We start from the raw sequence: 16,174 nt of genomic DNA, 5'->3' as shown, positions 1-16,174 counted from the left end.
TAAGTGTTCTTATTTATTGGGGGGATTACCCAAGGATCTAGTCGGCTACGCCATTAATAAACACATGACCGCAGATTTGGTATGCTGTGCACTCAATATGGTGATTAAGAACAAGCGGCCAAGCAAAGGGCTAATCGTTCACTCTGATAGGGGAAATCAGTACTACAGCCAAACGAGAATTCAAAAGGGTTTGGGCCATAAACCGCCAAGACAGGTGTGGTTTAACTTTTATTGTCAGAATGCGTGACTAAAGCTTCCCAAGGTAATGTCCATGAATTTGACGGCACGCTTCAATCATCTAACTGTATTAGCGCAATTACTTTAAGCAATTCTCTCACTGCAAACGTTATTAAAAAAACGCCTAAGGCAATAGAAACAAGGCACATAACAATGTAAGCCAAAAAATCTTGATTACTGTCCAAAATAATTCTTGCAGATATTAGAGGGTTGCCACCGAAGAAACCTATTATAAGTACAGGTACTGTCAAAATAAAAAGTATATATATAGAAATTCCACTGCCCAAGTTTACAGATGAATTCTTCAAAATCGCAATCCATATATCAAATGAGAAAATAGATGTTTTATCATCAACACTTGTAACTGCTTTTTTTATTAGTTGTTGATACACATTAATTTTATTTCTGAACTGATATAACTCTATACTGAATACAAAAATGTATATAATTATTGTACTTAGCACTAACATCGATATTGGTATATCAATATCTATACTTATAAAAAAAAGCCAGCCAATATAATAAAATAACAATGAACCAAAAAAAATACCAATAAAAGAACCAATAAAAAAACGATAGATATTCTGCATATACCATTTAGTGGGAATAACTGCATATATTAAAAAAACCCCTAATATCACAAGCGTCCATAGTTGACTAATGCCATTTAAATAATGAGCGAATGCTAAAAACCAAGATGCCATTATTACAATCATCGGGATAACACCTTTCCCTTTAAAATGCATATATAGCTTTTCTGGAAACACTACTGGATCAGGTAGTTGGCATTGTATGTTTTTCAAAATAATACTCCTAATTTAGTAGCCAAGCTCATCCATATAACCTTTGGCTCTGTTAGTTATTTGAAACCTTGAATCTAGTGCTTCGAGACCAAATGAGATACCAATGACAGTAACAGCGCCTATTGCAATGACAGCAATAGCTGGAGCCGCTGATGCACTGAGGAATATGATTCCTGCTCCAATAGCCAATCCTGCTGCTGTAGCGACAACCGCTTTAATGGCACTACTACCAAGTCCTATCCACAGGTCTGACCAGTTGTTAAATGGATCATCTGAAGTGAGCCATTCCGCAATCTCAAAAGCGGCAACTATACCAAACCCAATACCGCCTAAACTTTTGCCTGCTGTAGATGCTGTCGTCTTAGCTGCTGCTCCTAAACCTACTGATGTTGCCGCTGCATAAACGCTAGATGCAGAAGCAATCATACCGACTTTCATATTATCAATACCGTATCTTGTACCTGTTAAAAAACCTCTAAGCCCAGAGTAGCCTTTAAACACAATCATATTGGCTCCAGTTTTAGACTTTTTAATGTAAAATCTTAATATATCTTGCTTATCTTTACCGACTTTGAGTTTTCTAAATGCGTCATAGATAAAACTTCTGTTGTTAGCTTTTAGTGCATTTTGCGCTTCCCCAACTGTAGGTAGTAAAACGCCATCAAAAGCTATTGAACCAAAGACAGTATTAGCAATTTTTTTTAGATCATTGGTTGAGCCTTTACTTTTTTCATCGAATTCATAGAGCCCTTCTGCTAGTGATTCTTTTGTCTGAAAATGCCACATCATAGGCTCTGTTTCATCGATACCATTTGTCGATACTTTTCGTTTTGGTATACTAGTAGACTTATTACTTAAACAGAAAATAATTGGTGCGTTTGTATCATTCGGGTCTAAGGCTTCTAATGGAAAAGTCGCAATAGTCTTACTGCCTTTTTTAAGTAGTACTTTCCCATTGTACTTCTTAGGAATATAGACAGTATGCGGTGTGCCGTCTTTAAAAACAGATTTTTTCGTTTCCGCTAATTTATTGTCGAAGAATTTTTTGTTATCTTCTCGAGTTACCGTATACGTTGCTCCCGCTGTTATATCTACATCAAGTATGATTGTTCTTCGTTGTTTTTGTTCTTGCAGTTGAACGGTGCTTTTTTCGCTATAAACCTTCGTAGTGCTCGGAGTTAGTTGAATCTGAAACTCACGATATTTTTTATCAGACCCTATAGGAATAACGCGTTTAGAGTCAGTAAACCTTTCGCCTGTAATAGGTTCAATAAATACTATTTCAACATTGGGTTGACTGCTTATAGCCAGTTCTTCAAATCTTGCTATTGCTGTATACTCGTGATTCTTAGCCATCGGCATCTTTTGTGAATCATAAATCTTAGTCTTACCTTCTTTATCTAATGTACCTTTCAATCTGATTTTTTTGTTATTGTCTCCTTGAAATACCACTTCATAACGCCAAGGTTTTTTAAAATTGACCCATTTGTTAGCCATTAGCTTAGCTTGAAAATAGCAGTTGGAAACCAAAACAGTAGCGCTTTGTCCTGATTTAGTTGGTGTGTAACCCATTTTTTTTCGAGGACTTGCAGACTCCCATGTGTTTGTAGATAAATCTCTTAACTCTATATAGATTGGTTCGCCTTTCTTTATAGTGGCTGATTCAGTCTTTCCATCTTCATTAGTTTTACCGGTTCTTAATACTCTTCCTCTTTTATCTACTATTCTATAATGTGCCTCAATAAAGTCATGTCTACCATTCGAGTTCTTATATTCAAGCTTAAAAGTACCGCTTACAGTTTGTTCACCCACGTTTAATCCCCCGACCTTGTAACTTCAACCCCACTCAATAATTCAGTAGCAAAATGCACTGCTATTTCTTCTGGGTTTTCGGTTTGAAATTGTTGAGTTTCTCCACTAGCATTAGTAATACCTGATACAACTTCCCCGTCTTCTAAAAATGCTACATACTTTATATTTGGTTGAGGTTTTTTATCTGAGTCTAATAATGTGAACTGTGTCGTATATAAAAGACTATCAGATATTTTTGCCTGCATTAGATTAACCTTACTTAACGAAAGCTCACCCCCACTGCCCCAATCCACCTTACTCGCCTTATACCCCACTTGGCTTGGCGTAATAAAGGTCACATTACCACCTGATATTTCAATACCACTACCTGCCGCTTTTAGCGTCAGCGTATCAGGCGCGACAATCTCAATATTATCTCGGCTATGGATACGCAACACTTGCTCACTATCGAGTCGCATTTGTGCTTGATGCGCTTGTATGGTCACATCACCATGAGCAGCGGTATGGGTTTGGGCTTTATTACTGTAGTAGTGAATATCGCTTGCTACCAGCTGATTCATTTGGGTTTGGCTGTGATGATGGGTGTTATCAGTGGCGTGGCTATGCGTACTTTGGGTACTGGTATGCTGACTATGCTGTCCGCTGAGCATGGCGAGATGACGCTGGGAGTCGATCAAGAGGTGAGGTTGTTGCCATTGTCCGGACTCGCTAAGCGTACTATCGTTAGTGTCTTTACTAAGTTCGGCAAAGGGGGTTTGTGCGTCTTCTTTACTGTTGCTTTTATTATTGCTGCCCTCTAGTCCCACTGGCTGATGAGTCTCGGCAAGCTGGGCGTAAGCTTGTTGATGCTGGTCAGCAGTTTGTAGTTTGCTATGACTGTCATGACTCATATGAGATTTTGATAAGGGATCTGATGCTTGGCTACTGATATGAATACCCATACTACCTTGCACATTAGCGGCGGCTTGAGTTTCTATGCTGATGCCTTGTCCACGAGCTTGACCGCGAGTATGGTCGGTGTGCTGATACAGATGTCCAATAGTTAGACTACTTTGATAGCTGCTGCTATAGACGTTAATCTGCGGACTGTCAGGATGGGCGTCAAACATCAGCTGGTTATAGCCGTTAACAAGGCTGCCTTTGGTCGCCTCGCCTGTTCGGCTGCTATCAATGCTTTGAGTCTTAATCCCATCTATGGGATAAGCATGGCTTTGATTAATAAACCATGCTGGACTGGTGGCATCAATCGTGTCGGTATCGCTGGCAATGCTATTGTGCTGAGCGTCAGAATTACCTTGTCCGTTATGGGTGCTACCGATGATAATGGGATGAGTGATGTCACCACCGATGAAGTCGATGAGGACATGCTGTCCATGACGTAGAGGATGAGTCTGTCCCATGTGGTCGGCGACGAGGTGACTGGCGATGGGTATCCAGTGCGCGCTGTCACTTCCATTACTGTCATCTGATTGCCAATGGTATCTGATATGGGCACGGTGGTTACGATCATGAGTAATGGCGTTACTATCGGTATCAATGATACTGGCGCTCATAAGACCTGTCAGACCCGGATGCGGTTGCCCAATTGTAGCAAGCTGTTCTCCATAAGGAATATGGTGATGATGCGGAAACGGTAGGTAGCAGGCATTGATATGATGGACGTTGTTATCATTGTCGTCATCAGTATTATGGCTCGCATTGGGCTGTAGAGCAATGGGATCAAAGGGTGCTGTCCCCAACCAATCTGCTGGAATATGATTATTGATATGATGGTGAATGGAGACTAGGCTTATGGGCTCAGTCACATAAGGATTGCCATCAATGTAATGAACACTTGGCAGATTCAGGTGTCGGATATTGCCTGTTAAGCTACCTAGATTGGCAAGCTGCTGCGCGTTCTGCTGGTAGCGGATAGCGAGCTTATCGAGACCCTCATCATCAAAATGGCTATGACTGTGCAAAAAGCGCTGATGGGTGCTACTTGATGAGTCAATAGGTTGCTCGCTACTGCTACTGCCTGTATAAGTACCCATCAGGCGGTTATCATAGCGATATAGGTTGCTTCGTTGGGTATGCTGAGCAATACGTGGACGAATGGCAGTGATACGGTCTTGTCTATCGGCGAGATTGGCAGGGTTTTGACTTAAGATACTTTGAATATCGTTTATATCTGGACGTAAGACTGCAGCGTCGTGTGGCAATAAAACCAAAGTATGCTTATCGTTCTCATGACGGTAGTAGCCAGTGACACCGTAGAGGGCCAAGTATTGTATTAGATAAGATAAATCTGTTTGATTATACTGAACGCTATGCTGAATATGGTAATTACTATCATCGCTAAGGCGTTCGTCAAGCTCGATGTCGATATTATACGGGCTGAGGATTTGGCTAATAAGCTCACTTAAACTGAGATGATGGTGGCGGCGATTATGACTGGATAGGCGTAATTGACTAAGGGCAGGCTCGCAAATAATGCGGTAGGCGGCCATGCCACTGTTGCTACCTAGAGCGACGGCTTCGGTAATAATGCCGTGGCGAATTTGGCTTGGTAGTAGCGTGTCACCCGTATGCCAGTGTATGGCGATACTTTGCCCTAACCATTCCTTTATATCCAGCCCTACTCGTGGATGCAATAACGTGATACTAATACGGTAGCCGCAATACAGTGCAAGCTGGCGCTGCTGATAGGACTGCGCTCGTTGGTCATGATGATAAGGACTTGGATAGGCATCAGGCGCTGGCATAAGCGCGGGCTTACTCCAAACGCTGTCGGGCAATGGCATACCGAGCAAGCTTTCAAGCAAGTCAGCCTGTTGAATGAGACTGCTGGCAATATCAGGATGGGCACTACTAATTTGCAGATGCCGATTTTTTTGTGTCCATACCATGATAAGCCCTTCTCTATTAGTTCAAAGACGCAAAGTTTAATATTAGAAGTTTAAAAATCCTGCATAGATTTCTAGTTAACCAATATCCTTGTCAATCCAACTCTAATAATCATCAATAGCTATCGTCAGACGACTGTCGTTTCGGTTGAATACCAACCATGTCAGAGATCATGGATAATTGATCTTCATTTTTGATGATATGAGTGAGCCATTGGTCCAGCGGCATATCCGCCCAATCGATCGCTCGACCTAGCAAAAAAGTCACTGGACTGTGTGGCTCATTGGTCGCAAAATACTCTTGGATTTGAGCCAGCAATTTAAGCGCTTGCCGACGATTGCTTTGATGATCACGGTTGCTAGGATTAAAATCAGTTAAGATGACATTTTTTGTGCTAGCTAATGATTTATTACCGTCCAACATCGTACTTTCATTATCACCTTCACTGCCTACAGTATCGGCTACGCCCTCTTGACTAATACTATTAGTAGTATCGGCATACTCTGGTATCAACGGTCGCAAATGTTGGGTCAGGGCAACTAATAAGTCCGTGACTGGCGCAAATACTGGTGCATCCATACCCATCAGATCATTGAGCTGATCAGTCAGGTCCTGCCACTGCTCAGTAACCTTATTAAGATTGCTCATGAGTGCTTTTTGCCAAGCTTCACTACTGTTCTTTATGGCGTGGTTGTAGTCACTTAATGTTAGTTGATTGGAGGTTTCGCTATCGGGGTTTTGCTGATGCTGCTTATCATGATCACGAGCAGTTAGGTAGTAGTTATAGTCGTAGCTTTCTAACTTCGTATCAGCAAGTGATAGTTGTTTGATATCATCAGTGAGCGCTTTGACGAACCATGACAGTAGTCCTGCTCTGATATCCATACTGTCTTCTTCGCCATCTAGTGGCGGATACATGGTCAGCCAATATTCATCATTCAGTGCCTGCAGTAGGCTCAAACCCTGACTGATACCGGCTAAATGATCGGTATGACTCAATGCGTCGACATACCAAAGTGCCAGCTTCATGTCTTTACTGGTATCGCTGAGTAACTCGGCACATTGGTTTTTGACAAAATCCCAATCGGCTACTTTTAGCTCAGTAACCCAATTTCCTTGCGCCAGTAATGGATCATCCTCTTGACGAGCAGCAACGATAGCATCGATACGTGGATCAAACATCAGGTCTTCACCCACCCCATGATGGCTGCCATCGATAGGCGCGATAAGGGTACCAATATTGGCTGCTAAAAAGTTATCAGTATCCATTATAATGACTCCTTCTTAATAGCCTTTTTACTGACCGTTTTTTTCACTGGCTGTCTTTTAACGGCAGGCTTTTCAGGTAAAAATGGTTTGCTTGGTAATTTCGCAACTTGATCTTCAGTTTCATCTTCGCTGTATTGCGCCATTTTATTCAGTGGTACGACGGCATCGGTATCCAGACGATAAGCAAAATTATCATCCGCATCGACGAATACGGTAATTTTCTTTAGCACACTTTGACTGTCATCATGATCCAGTAGCTGACCTGCCAGCTGCGGTAGCAAGGTGTGACTTATGATGGCATCGGCGTTACGGGCACCAGAATCAACCTCATGACAGCGTGATAAAATCAGCTCAATCACTTCAGGCTCAATGACGCAAGGGACGTCGTAATTATCACGAATACGGCCAGTAATTTTATCCAGCTTAAGCCGAATGATTTCTGCGAGCGCATCATCCGTCAATGGATAATAAGGAATAACAGTTAAACGACCTAAAAATGCAGGCTTAAAGGCTTTGTACAAATGCGGATTAATAACTTGTTTTAGGTGATCACTGTCTGGCAGGCTAAATTCCGTAATGCTAGGGTCAGTATTGATACATGCCTGCATAATCTGTGATGAACCAACATTACTGGTCAATAAAATAAGGGTGTTTTTAAAATCAATTAAACGCCCTTCACTGTCTTCCATTACCCCTTTATCAAAGACCTGATAAAACAAATCGAGTACATCTGGATGGGCTTTTTCGACTTCATCAAGTAAGAGCACGCTATAGGGACGACGGCGAATAGCTTCTGTCAATACGCCACCTTCACCATAGCCAACATAGCCTGGTGGCGAACCTTTTAAGGAGGCAACACTATGGGCTTCTTGATACTCTGACAGATTGATGGTGATAAGATTACGCTCACCGCCATACAGTACATCAGATAGCGCCAATGCGGTTTCCGTTTTGCCCACGCCACTTGGCCCGACGAGCATAAATACCCCTTGCGGTCGGTTTGGATCATCTAGGCGCGCTTTAGCGGTATGAATCCGCTTAACGATAGCAGCCACAGAATGATCTTGGCCGATGACACGTACTTGCAAAGTATCAGCCAAATTTAGGATATGGTCTTTTTCATTACCTGCCATATCGTTCAGTGGGATACCAGTCCAATCTGAGATGATCTGTTTGATAACCTGACGATCTAATACAGGATGGATTAGGCGATGTGTCTCTTGTATTTGTTTTAACGACTGCTCGATACTTTGATACTCAGCTTGTTTGTCTAAGCGCTCTTTTGCACTAAGTGCATCAGCGTCATCTGCTTTTCCGTTCAATTGCTGATTGATTACATCAAGCTGGTCATTAAGCTGACGTTGTTCGTGCCAGCGGGCTGTCATATCGGCAATGCTTTGTTTATTAGACTGACGCTGCTCATCAATCACAGCAATTTTTTGGCTAATCTTTTCTTTTTCGTCAATGCCACCGATACGTTCAAGCTGCTGACTAAGATTATTAATATGCTGCTCTAGTTGCACGCCTTTGGCTTGTAGCCTATCAAGCTGATTGGGTATGGCGGTTTTTGATAAGCTCACCCGAGCCGCTGCTGTATCTAATACGCTAACGGCTTTATCGGGTAGCTGTCGGTCACTGATATAACGTGCGGATAACTCAACCGCCGCTTGCAGCGCGTCATCATCTATCAATATGCCAAAATGCTCCTGCATCTTGACACTCAATCCACGAATCATTGCCACTGCCGTATCGATATCAGGCTCGTCGACTTTGACGACTTGAAAGCGACGTGACAATGCCGCATCTTTTTCGAAGTATTTTTTGTACTCTGACCACGTCGTCGCGGCAATGGTTCTAAGCTCACCACGAGCTAGTGCAGGCTTTAATAAATTAGCTGCGTCGTTCTGACCCGCTTGCCCACCAGCACCAATCAAGGTGTGCGCTTCATCGATAAACAGAATAATCGGCTGTAGCGACGCTTGCACTTCTTCGATGACTTGCTTTAGACGGTTTTCAAACTCGCCTTTGACACTTGCTCCTGCTTGCAATAAGCCCATATCGAGACTGCGTATCGTCACGTCCTTGAGCTGATCAGGCACTTGACCGCCGACTATTTTTTGCGCCAATCCCTCAACTACCGCTGTCTTACCTACGCCAGCTTCACCCGTCAAAATAGGGTTGTTTTGACGGCGACGAATCAAAATATCGATCAGCTGATGAATCTCAAACTCGCGCCCAATGACTGGATCTATTTGCTCGGCATCAGCTTTAGCCGTTAAATCATAGGTGTATTTATCTAATGCAGGGGTTGGCTTGACGTTTGCTTGAGCTGCGTGTAAAGATTCATGACTTTCTGCATAGCCATCCACATCAGCGCTTTTATTAGTCATGCTTATATTAACGTTAGCTGAGCCACTACCTTCGGTACTGCCAAGACATTGACGTTCATAATCATCTTTTAGGGTAAAACGATCTATATACTGGAGCTGCACAGGAAGGATTTTAAGTAATGGCTGATAACGCTCATACGCCAATAGTACCAATAATATATGCCCAGAGCGGATTTCTAGAGAGTTGTTATTATCATTTTTATTATATTGGCTACTAGCAAGCTCCCAAGCATCTTCTAACAAGGCCATTAGACCCTGACTAAACACTGGCGTTGAGCCTGTAGCCTCACCAAAGGTATTTAGCAAATCAGTTATGTCGGCTAGCAACGTCTGCTGATTGATTTTATTTACTTTGAGTATTTGAGCCACATCATTTTGCGGCGCAGCAATCAGTTCATGCAGCAGATGGACGGTATCAACCTCACGATACCCGTTATTGATACAAAGCCTAGCAGCCTGCTGCAAACACTGTCGGCAACTTGGACTCAAGCGGGTAATTACAGCTTTTAACTGGCTCATAAACCTTTTCCTTTGGCATTTTTAATAAACTGCATATCATTTTTGTAAAACTAATTTATGGCTCTTCACAATAGGTAAAACCTACCTATATAAAACTTAGGATTGCTGATAAATAGACAAGCAACCTATCCATAGGTAATAAAATATTTACTGAATAGGCAACGCATAACGCGTGTCATCATGATGCTTCGCCGCAGGCTGCGACACCAAAAATCCGCCTTGCCCTAATCCACCAAACTGATTTTCAGATAATGACAAAGGGGTGATATGTTGTTTATCTAACTCCAATTGCATCTCAACTGCCAAGCTCACACCGCACCATTTGCGAATAAAATCAATAATGACGTGATACATATCTCCCGCTGGTAACAGTCTTAAATAACGCTTGGCATCTAACTGGTGAAAGATAATTCTAATTTTGCTATCAAACTGTACGACACGCGCACCGCAAAATGCAGACAATCCAAGGGCAGCGTGCTGCCCACCAAGCGATGTTCGCTCACTTGCGGGCAGATCAAACCATTCAGGCACGAACTGCTCGACACTGACTGTACTATCCAAAAAATACGACAACACATGCGACAACTGATCGGCAGTCAGACGCCCTGGGGCAATCATGCCAGCATAGGCAATCAAGCTATCGATTGCTGTGAGCTTCTTCGGCTGTCGCGCAAGCGCTCGCAAGCTCAGTAGATAACTGTCCTTTTTATTATTTATCTCATACTGTAATGGTAAGTTATAAAACCAACTCGCTTGCACATACAAATCGGTTAAACGATGATTAAACAAATCTAAAAATGCCGGTGCTGCTTTATCTTTTACATGATTGACTCGCGATGCCAGATGATCGGTATACATCGATGGCAAGGCTGACAATGGGCCTGTGAGTCCGATAACTGCTGGATAAACCTCTATCTGCCTAGCATTTAGTGAACTGGCTTTTACTCGACCATCCTTTACTGAACTAGCACCGCCTTCCATATTCTCTTGAGCGATGAGCGCCATCGACTCAATTTCAGCCTGCGGATACGCCAGTGACAAAGAAGCTCGGTAGCGCACTTCAATAGGCGCATACCCCATACTGACTTCGAGCTCAATTAAACGCAGCGCTTGCAATAGCTCATAAGATTGCGGCGCAGCGATTAGATCGGTTAAATAAGAGGACTGAGACCACTGCGTGGCTGACATCTATATATCTCCTCTTTTGTAACAGCGTCGCTTATGGACACTTCAACAAAGCTATTTAAACTGGCGTGATAGCCAAAAACATGCGCCAGTAAATGGGCAAACTGGCGGATACTGACCCCAGCAAAATTCTTTTGGTTAATTTGAATATCAATCACCGTACCGCGTACGAACCCAGGTTGCGGCAAACGCTGAATACGTCGCGCTTTGATACTGGTCGCAACAGAGACAACACCTTCAACCAATAGTTTATTAGAAGCGGATTGGGTAATATCATAGAGCGACAGATACTCTTTCATTAGCTCCGCATCTTGAGCAGCCAATGATAAAAAGTTTAGACTAATAAGCGATATCAAGCGCCAACGCTCCTCGCCTGTATATTCAAACCGTGCCGTTCTGGTCGGTTGCTTTAATAACGACAAACTGCTAAAACCTGTCATCCCTTCGCTAAACAAATCGCCGCGGCTTTGACCGAACACCACTTGGGCGGGCAAGTCTCTATTGGTACATAATAAAGACGCACTCATGCTCACCGCGCCGGATAAATCTTCACGGTTTTTTTCCACAAACATAATCTGATATTCAAAACCCTGCTTAAACTCAGCCATATCCTTATCACGTTTGATATGGTAATAACGACCGTCATCTTGCTGTTCATAGTGATTGAGTGCATAAAATGGATGGTATTCACGCTGTATTAAACGATTGTCACTCTGTTTGGATTCTATAACTCTATTAACTTCATAGATTTCATGCTGAAACAGTGCACGGGTATCGGGCACCAAATCATAATAGATAGAACGATGAGTGACTTGAATAGGTTTGGCGGCTGCATTGAATAAGTTGACGACGGGTGTGCAAAACAGCTTGATGCTGCTGGCACTCAGTTGCTGCAGATTTTTTAGCCGGATGGTGTTTTTTTTATCAAATTTAAAATAACAGCGCATCTCAAAGCCATTGCTATCGATCTTTAAATCAGGGCAAACCTTGCCAAGATTTAGACGTAAAAAATTGAATTTTTCAGGAAAATAAAAGTATTCCTTTAATAAAGCAGAGGCGGCATTACTCACTCGATGACTGGGCAGGATTTGCTGCTCAGGGTCGAAACCTATCACCTCAAACGGACTGCCCTTTATCTTGTTGACCTGCTTGCCCTGCAGATGGGTTTGTCTCACATCACACCAAAGCAAGTCCCAAAGGCTTGTACCTTGACTGGCATCTTCATCGATATACAAGTCTAGCGAATGATTTAATAACGCTTGATAATCGAAGCTCGGATTAAGAGCTTTAAATTTAATACTAATACAACCGTTCAGTAGTCCATGCTGATTGTCGTACACTTCTTGATGAGTCTCAAAACTGACATTATCTATTTGCAGCGGCAGTAAAGTCACATCTTGAGTTGACTGGAACTGACACGGCGTCCCGTTTATTTTTTGTGTGGCAAATGGGCTTTGTTTAGGAACTAAAACCGCTTCACCCATCGCATTGCCCTGTACGCCTAAATTAAACTGCGCGATAGAAACTGATGGAAAAGGTTTGAGGTAATCAGGATAAACCACTTCTAATAAGGATTCGGTAAAGTCAGCGTAGGAGTCATCCAGTTTTTTATTGATGCGCGCGCTAATCAACGAAAAAGACTGAATAAGGCGCTCAATATGTGGATCATCTACCGTATCGTGCCCCATCAATAGCCGATTGGCTATTTTGGGATATTTCTTGGCAAATTCTTTTGACTGTTTATTAAACAGGCTAAGCTCATGCTCAAAGTAAGGAAGTAAACTGTCCATGATGCCTCAGTATATTGCTCGCTGCCAACGACATAGATTGAGCGGTAATAGTGATGATTGCATTAAATAAATAATAATTATTTTATTAAGTAACGCTGAGAGCTTGGCTCAAAGAACGCATCGAAACTGACTAACTCTTGCGCTGGATAAACTTTTAGTAAAGCTTCAATAGAAAAACATAGCTGATTGACATCGACCGCGCCAATATCTAATGAGACTCGAACGTTTTTTAATCGAGTATCTTGCTGCTCAACCGTTTGCGCAATTTGACGACAGATATAATCACAATCAACAGGATTAGCACTGCTTAATCCAACGAAGTCCAATATACCAAAGTTTAATATCGACGAGCGCACGTGTTGATAGGCTTGCAGCCTACTTGACACCACACAGCGGGTATTTAATAAAGATTCCAAATCGTGGGCGACAGACGATTTCAATTCATCAATATTAAGCCTGCGAACCACGAGCTCATGCGCTAAATGCCGAGGCTGATCATCAAACAGCTGTTCAAACAAGTTTGGGCGAAAACCCATTTCTTTATTAGAGGCCTTAGCAGCGTAATTCATTGATACCATCGTTCCTAATTGAATAAATAAAAAAGAAAGGCCTAAATATAAACCTTTCTTTTTGGCAAGATAGATAAATAGATAACACCTAAAACCACCTAAACTAAGCGGTATAAGTAGCAGTATTATTGGCAAGTGACCACTTCTTAGTCACTGCGCCTTTAGCAGTACCATCGATATCCTGCTGAGTGTACGTCCACTCGACCGCCGCATACTTAATACCGACTTTTTCGATTGGCACACCTTCTGAACGTACCGTAGGCTCAACACTTGCAATAAGTGCATGCTTCAGCTTCACTTCAAGATACTTAACTCGTTTATCACCGTTGGCACGATAAAAATCAATTTGAATTTCATCAAAAGTATAGCCAGCAGAACATGCTTCCCATAACTTAGGACTGGTCGAATCCAAATCTTTCATAAAGGTCATATCAGCGTGTTCGCAGCGCTCAGAAGTATGACCACCAACGCTACTAGCTGTCGCTGACTTTGGCTGACGGATCAAATGATCCCAAGTATTCACTTCAAGCCAACCTTTATGCTCGCTATCACGAGACTCGCCATCAATTTTATATTTGCCACGGAACTGAATATAAATATCTTTCATATCACATACCTTGTTTGAGAAGTTTAATATTAACGTCGGATTTTAAAAAACGATCAGCTGTTGCTAGACTGCGGCAGTTGAGTAACCAGTCGCAAAGAAACAGACAATTCGTCAAGTTGAAAGTGTGGTCTCAAAAAGACCACGGACTTGTAGACACCAGGCTTACCCGGTACTTCTACAACTTGTACAGAAGCTTCGCGCAGCGGATACTGGGCTTTTGCTTCTTGAGAGGCACCGTCATCTAACAAGACGTAACGTGAAATCCAGTCATTTAAAAACGACTCAACATTACCAGGCGCTAAAAAACTACCAACTTTGTCACGCATCATGGCTTTTAAGTAGTGAGCAATGCGTGAGACCGCCATAATGTACTGCAACTGAGTGGACAACACCGCATTGGCATTGGCATCATCATTCTGATAAGTCTTGGCTTTTTGTACAGACTGCGCACCGAAAAAGGCAGCATAGTTGGTGTTTTTGCAATGCACTAACGGTATAAATCCTAAATCACTTAATTCTTTTTCACGGCGATCGGTAATAGATATCTCCGTTGGGCATTTGAGCGCCAAGTCACCTTCATCGGTTTTAAAGGTATGCACAGGCAAGCCTTCAACCAACCCACCTCCTTCGACACCGCGAATGGCAGCGCACCAGCGATAATCTGAGAAAGCGGAGGTCAGTCTTGACGCGAAAGCATAGGCGGCATTGACCCATAAATAATCATTATGATCATTACCAGAGACTTCCTCAGTGAAGTTAAAACCTTCGACCACTGTGCCATCTTTAGGGTTATAAGGTAGACGGCCTAAAAATCTAGGAACCGTAAGCGCTACATAGCGCGCATCTTCAGACTGCCTAAAAGCACGCCAGCGTATATATTCCGCCGTTTCAAATATCTTTGATAAATCACGAGGGCGGCCAATATCTGTAAAGGACTCAAGCCCAAACATCTCAGCTGAAGCCGCTGATACAAATGGCGCATGCGCAGCAGCTGCTACGTGAGACAGTTGTTCGAGTAAATACATGTCAGCATTTTGGCGCGTAAACTCAAAGTCACCGACAATAGCGGCATACGGTTCGCCACCAAAGCTACCAAATTCTTCTTCATATATCTTTTTGAACAGCGTACTTTGATCAAAGTCGATTGACGACTGGAAATCTTTTGTCAGTTCACGCTTGGTGGTATTGAGCATGCGTATTTTTAGCATAGATTCAGAAGGTGTCTGACTGCATAAATAATGCAGACCACGCCAGCTAGACTCTAGTTTTTGAAATTCAGGCGCGTGCATAACCGTTGTCAATTGCTTCGATATCAGCGCATCAATTTGGGCAATACGCGCATCAATCGATGCTGCCAAATTATCTGATAAAGTTACCGTTCCTTGCATCACCTCATTAGCAAGCTCTGCAATTTGTGACTTGGCACGGTTTTTTTCATCATCGGATTTAGCAATGTTACTCTTACTTACGATGTCTTCGAGTAAGTCATAGCTTTCTTCTATAACATCTGAACCATACTGGGCTTGAGCGCTCATACCTTATTCCCCATCGCTTAGATTTTGTTCGGCCATTTTTCTGACTTGCTCAGTATTTTTAAGTACCTCGTCCAATAAATCCTCCAACTTTTCGTTGGCTGAAATTTTATTGCGCAAATCAGCCAGTCGATCACGTGCTTGTACCAACTGCTTCAATGGCTCAATTTGCGCGGCTACCGCTTCTGGACGAAAGTCATCAATGCGATTGAATGCCAAATCAACGGCAAACTCGCCTCCTTTATCACTCAAGTCATTACTAACCCGAAACGTCGCACGCGGTGCTAAACCTGACATCACCTCATCAAAGGTATCCAAGTCCACTTCGACAAACTTTTTATCCTTTAGACGCGGTTGTTCAAGTACAGAGTCACCAGAGAACTCCCCTAATACTCCCACCACAAAAGGAATCTCTTTCGTCTCTATCGAGTCGCCCACTTCAACGTCATAAGTCAGATGCACCCGAGGCGCACGTACTTTTGCGAGTTTCTTTTGTACACTGTCTTGATTGGCCATATAAGTCACCTAAGCAATTGCTATTCTGGTTTTATCACAACGAATAAAACGCATCTGTT

At 42.6% G+C, this 16,174-nt stretch carries 12 protein-coding genes; 1 reads left to right on the top strand and 11 read right to left on the bottom strand.

All coding sequences use genetic code 11. The features are described 5' to 3' along the window. A partial coding sequence (locus tag IQ457_RS07435; protein ID WP_342343310.1) for a DDE-type integrase/transposase/recombinase occupies nucleotides 1-247 on the top strand: 247 nt, incomplete at its 5' end. A gap of 43 nt (nucleotides 248-290) precedes the next feature. On the opposite strand, the gene IQ457_RS07430 is transcribed toward IQ457_RS07435, so the two are convergent. From IQ457_RS07430 to tssB, 11 genes are all read right to left on the bottom strand, one after another. Further along, complete coding sequence (locus IQ457_RS07430; protein ID WP_200662673.1) at nucleotides 291-1,040, bottom strand: hypothetical protein; 750 nt, start codon at nucleotides 1,038-1,040, stop codon at nucleotides 291-293. Nucleotides 1,041-1,055: 15 nt separating this feature from the next. Then, complete coding sequence (locus IQ457_RS07425; protein ID WP_200662672.1) at nucleotides 1,056-2,852, bottom strand: hypothetical protein; 1,797 nt, start codon at nucleotides 2,850-2,852, stop codon at nucleotides 1,056-1,058. A gap of 2 nt (nucleotides 2,853-2,854) precedes the next feature. Further along, nucleotides 2,855-5,740, bottom strand: a complete 2,886-nt coding sequence (locus tag IQ457_RS07420) for a contractile injection system protein, VgrG/Pvc8 family (RefSeq protein ID WP_200662671.1) — start codon at nucleotides 5,738-5,740, stop codon at nucleotides 2,855-2,857. A 112-nt stretch (nucleotides 5,741-5,852) separates the two neighbouring features. After that, on the bottom strand, nucleotides 5,853-7,007 hold the full coding sequence (gene tssA / locus IQ457_RS07415) for a type VI secretion system protein TssA (RefSeq protein ID WP_200662670.1): 1,155 nt from the start codon (nucleotides 7,005-7,007) through the stop codon (nucleotides 5,853-5,855). After that, nucleotides 7,007-9,916 (bottom strand): type VI secretion system ATPase TssH, encoded by a 2,910-nt coding sequence (tssH, locus tag IQ457_RS07410; protein WP_200662669.1) that lies wholly within the window; start codon nucleotides 9,914-9,916, stop codon nucleotides 7,007-7,009. The genes tssA and tssH overlap by 1 nt, the downstream gene beginning before the upstream one ends. 147 nt (nucleotides 9,917-10,063) lie before the next feature. Next, nucleotides 10,064-11,104: a type VI secretion system baseplate subunit TssG gene (gene tssG / locus IQ457_RS07405; RefSeq protein WP_200662668.1), complete on the bottom strand. Its 1,041-nt coding sequence runs from the start codon at nucleotides 11,102-11,104 to the stop codon at nucleotides 10,064-10,066. Further along, on the bottom strand, nucleotides 11,068-12,891 hold the full coding sequence (gene tssF / locus IQ457_RS07400; protein ID WP_200662667.1) for a type VI secretion system baseplate subunit TssF: 1,824 nt from the start codon (nucleotides 12,889-12,891) through the stop codon (nucleotides 11,068-11,070). Before tssF ends, tssG begins: the two co-directional genes overlap by 37 nt. 77 nt (nucleotides 12,892-12,968) lie before the next feature. Then, the gene (tssE, locus tag IQ457_RS07395) at nucleotides 12,969-13,460 is read right to left on the bottom strand and encodes a type VI secretion system baseplate subunit TssE (RefSeq protein ID WP_200662666.1); all 492 of its coding nucleotides are present in this window, start codon (nucleotides 13,458-13,460) and stop codon (nucleotides 12,969-12,971) included. 103 nt (nucleotides 13,461-13,563) lie between these two features. After that, a complete protein-coding gene (locus IQ457_RS07390) occupies nucleotides 13,564-14,067 on the bottom strand; it encodes an Hcp family type VI secretion system effector (protein WP_025651832.1) in 504 nt (167 codons plus the stop codon). 53 nt (nucleotides 14,068-14,120) lie between these two features. Beyond that, nucleotides 14,121-15,602 carry a type VI secretion system contractile sheath large subunit gene (tssC, locus tag IQ457_RS07385; protein WP_200662665.1) on the bottom strand — a complete coding sequence of 494 codons (1,482 nt, stop codon included), beginning with the start codon at nucleotides 15,600-15,602 and terminating at the stop codon, nucleotides 14,121-14,123. A gap of 3 nt (nucleotides 15,603-15,605) precedes the next feature. Next, entirely contained in the window at nucleotides 15,606-16,115 is a 510-nt protein-coding gene (gene tssB, locus IQ457_RS07380; RefSeq protein ID WP_200662664.1) for a type VI secretion system contractile sheath small subunit, read from the bottom strand. Between the last annotated feature and the right edge of the window lie 59 nt (nucleotides 16,116-16,174).

Origin of the sequence: Psychrobacter sp. M9-54-1 (genome assembly GCF_016613355.1) — a bacterium.
Lineage (GTDB): Bacteria > Pseudomonadota > Gammaproteobacteria > Pseudomonadales > Moraxellaceae > Psychrobacter > Psychrobacter faecalis.
This window is presented reverse-complemented; position numbering and strand designations above follow the sequence as displayed.

What these genes read in the sequence shown, in the direction of transcription:
- IQ457_RS07420 (WP_200662671.1), bottom strand. Translation starts at nt 5,740, where the DNA reads ATGGTATGGACACAAAAAAATCGGCATCTGCAAATTAGTAGTGCCCAT.
- tssH (WP_200662669.1), bottom strand. Translation starts at nt 9,916, where the DNA reads ATGAGCCAGTTAAAAGCTGTAATTACCCGCTTGAGTCCAAGTTGCCGA.
- tssF (WP_200662667.1), bottom strand. Translation starts at nt 12,891, where the DNA reads ATGGACAGTTTACTTCCTTACTTTGAGCATGAGCTTAGCCTGTTTAAT.
- tssG (WP_200662668.1), bottom strand. Translation starts at nt 11,104, where the DNA reads ATGTCAGCCACGCAGTGGTCTCAGTCCTCTTATTTAACCGATCTAATC.
- tssE (WP_200662666.1), bottom strand. Translation starts at nt 13,460, where the DNA reads ATGAATTACGCTGCTAAGGCCTCTAATAAAGAAATGGGTTTTCGCCCA.
- tssB (WP_200662664.1), bottom strand. Translation starts at nt 16,115, where the DNA reads ATGGCCAATCAAGACAGTGTACAAAAGAAACTCGCAAAAGTACGTGCG.
- IQ457_RS07390 (WP_025651832.1), bottom strand. Translation starts at nt 14,067, where the DNA reads ATGAAAGATATTTATATTCAGTTCCGTGGCAAATATAAAATTGATGGC.
- tssA (WP_200662670.1), bottom strand. Translation starts at nt 7,007, where the DNA reads ATGGATACTGATAACTTTTTAGCAGCCAATATTGGTACCCTTATCGCG.
- tssC (WP_200662665.1), bottom strand. Translation starts at nt 15,602, where the DNA reads ATGAGCGCTCAAGCCCAGTATGGTTCAGATGTTATAGAAGAAAGCTAT.